Below are 2,246 nucleotides of genomic sequence, written 5' to 3'. Positions count from 1 at the left end.
GTTGATTTTTTTGTAAATAATATGTAATCGGTAATAGTCTTGATAAGTTAAATCTTTGGATAAAAATCAATTAAATAATTAGTAAAAATTATGTTTCTATTGAATTTGTTAATTTAACCTAAATTCGTCGAGAGGTTTAGTTAACAGGCGATAACTGGGGGAAAGTTAAAGAGCTAAGGAAAAAAAGGTGAGTTTCGCATTCTCTTTTAAATTAATTTTGTACTACAAGCCGAGAAATCAATTCAGGTTTTTAGATCATTGAACTGACGTTGTTTAATTCATGGCATTTCTAGTTTTGAGACACAAATTAAAATTGCTTTGATCTCATTTAGCTTTTTGTCAAGACGAAATTTTTTAGATAATTTAAATCTATCTTGAGATAGTTGTCACACAAGCTATTTTTTCGATGGAGAAATAGTAAAAAAACAATAAAGATGCCTAAAAAGTATTAACCAATTCCTAGTGCGATCGCATTTTATTACAGGATTTATTTATCTATCTTGGAAATAACTAATAATTCAGAGTTCATGCTAATGTAAAATAAATTAAGCTTTCAGTTAAGAAATTTATTGATTGGTTAATAATAAAAAACATCAAATAGCTCTCATGATTAAATAAGATTTAAAATCTAGAAATAGTTAAGAAAAGCGATCGTTTAAAAATCTTTCTCAATCCCATGAATAATTAGAGTTGTTTCGCAAAAGTTATTTCTCGATCGCATTTGACATTTATCATTTGACATTTATCCTTTATCATTAGCTGAGGATTATCCGCAGAAAAGCTCTTCTAAGTTCTTTCTGTCGTGCTTTGAGAACGGGTTGAATTCCAGATGATGTCCCATGAAAGAACAAAACTCAGGTATCGCTAAAGCATTGCCTTGCAAATACTAGGAGTTAGAATTCATCTCTGAAGAAAAAACAATTTGGCAGAGTGTTACTCCAAAAAGGAAGAATCCAAACAGGTAGCTAAACTCGCACGCTACCTCAATTAAGTCGAATTATACAGATTTATCAATGCAAATCGGAGTTTTTTTATGAGCCAATACGAGCCAATTTTTACAGAAGATTTTTCAGAAGCTAGCGGTACTACTCCACCCTCTGGTTGGGCAGTTGAAGTTCTTGAAGGCAACCCAGAAACCGATATTTGGCGTTTCGACAACCCAGGAAAACGTTCTTTTTTAGACTCTTTTGAAGGCTTTGATGGTAATTTTGCTACTTATGATAGTGATGCCCTTTCGGATGATGGAGTCGACGAAAGTGTTGTTCTAGAATCCCCAGTATTTAATGCTTCAGACTCAGAGGAAGTTTTTTTGTCGTTCGACCAGTATTATGGTGGAATTGCAGCAGGAGAAAATGCCAGCCAGATTTACGTTGAAGCCTCTACCGATGGCACTAACTGGGAACAAGTCTATTTCTCCGACACTGGTGAAACTTTGACTGCTCCAGTAACAGTCGATCTTACAGAGGAATTAGCTGAAGCGGAAAACGCTCAAGTCCGTTTTCGTTTTGATGGTAATTGGTCTTTCGTTTGGGGAGTTGACAATGTAGAAGTTGTGGACTTTTTGACCCCTGGAGTAACACCTCCCGTAGGAGATGTGGGAGTAAGCGAAGATAATGTTCCTGACCCTCTCGATTTCCAATTTCTCCTCGAAAGCCGTCCCACAGCAGATGTAACTTTCAATTTTGAAGTAGATGGAGAGCAACTAGAACCTATTGAATCTTTAACTTTTACCCCCGATAACTGGTTTGAAGCACAAGCAGCAGTGGTTACTGCAATAGATGATGGCATTGACGAAGGTAATGAACAAATAAGTGAGGTTAGCGTTACCTTAGAGAGCGAAGATAGTAATTATGATGGGTTGGCGGTTGAAGACATTCCCGTTCAAATTACTGAAAATATTATTCCTGGTTTTACTAGCTATCGTACGGTAGAAAAGACTTTTGAAGACCTTTCGGGATTAGCCGAAGCCAACCCAGAGATTGCTAGTTGGATTGATATTGGAGATAGCTATGATAAAGTTACTCCTGGCGGTGCTGAGGGTTATGATATTCATGCTATCGAGCTTACTAATAAAAATAGCGGAATTGAAGACGAAGATAAACCTACTTTATATGTCAATGGTGCCATCCACGCTCGTGAATATACCACTGCGGAAATAGTGACTCGCTTTGCGGAAGAATTGGTTGATGGCTATGGTAAAGATGCAGATACTACTTGGTTACTGGACTATTTCAAAGTAGCAATCG

General features: G+C 36.5%; 1 protein-coding gene. It reads left to right on the top strand.

Annotated elements, in window-relative coordinates; translation table 11 throughout:
- Positions 1–1,033 precede the first annotated feature (1,033 nt).
- Positions 1,034–2,246 (top strand): M14 family zinc carboxypeptidase (locus H1P_RS05205; protein ID WP_222426941.1); only part of this gene is annotated, 1,213 nt, incomplete at its 3' end.

It is taken from the genome of Hyella patelloides LEGE 07179, assembly GCF_900659865.1.
Taxonomy (GTDB): domain Bacteria; phylum Cyanobacteriota; class Cyanobacteriia; order Cyanobacteriales; family Xenococcaceae; genus Hyella; species Hyella patelloides.
This window is presented reverse-complemented; position numbering and strand designations above follow the sequence as displayed.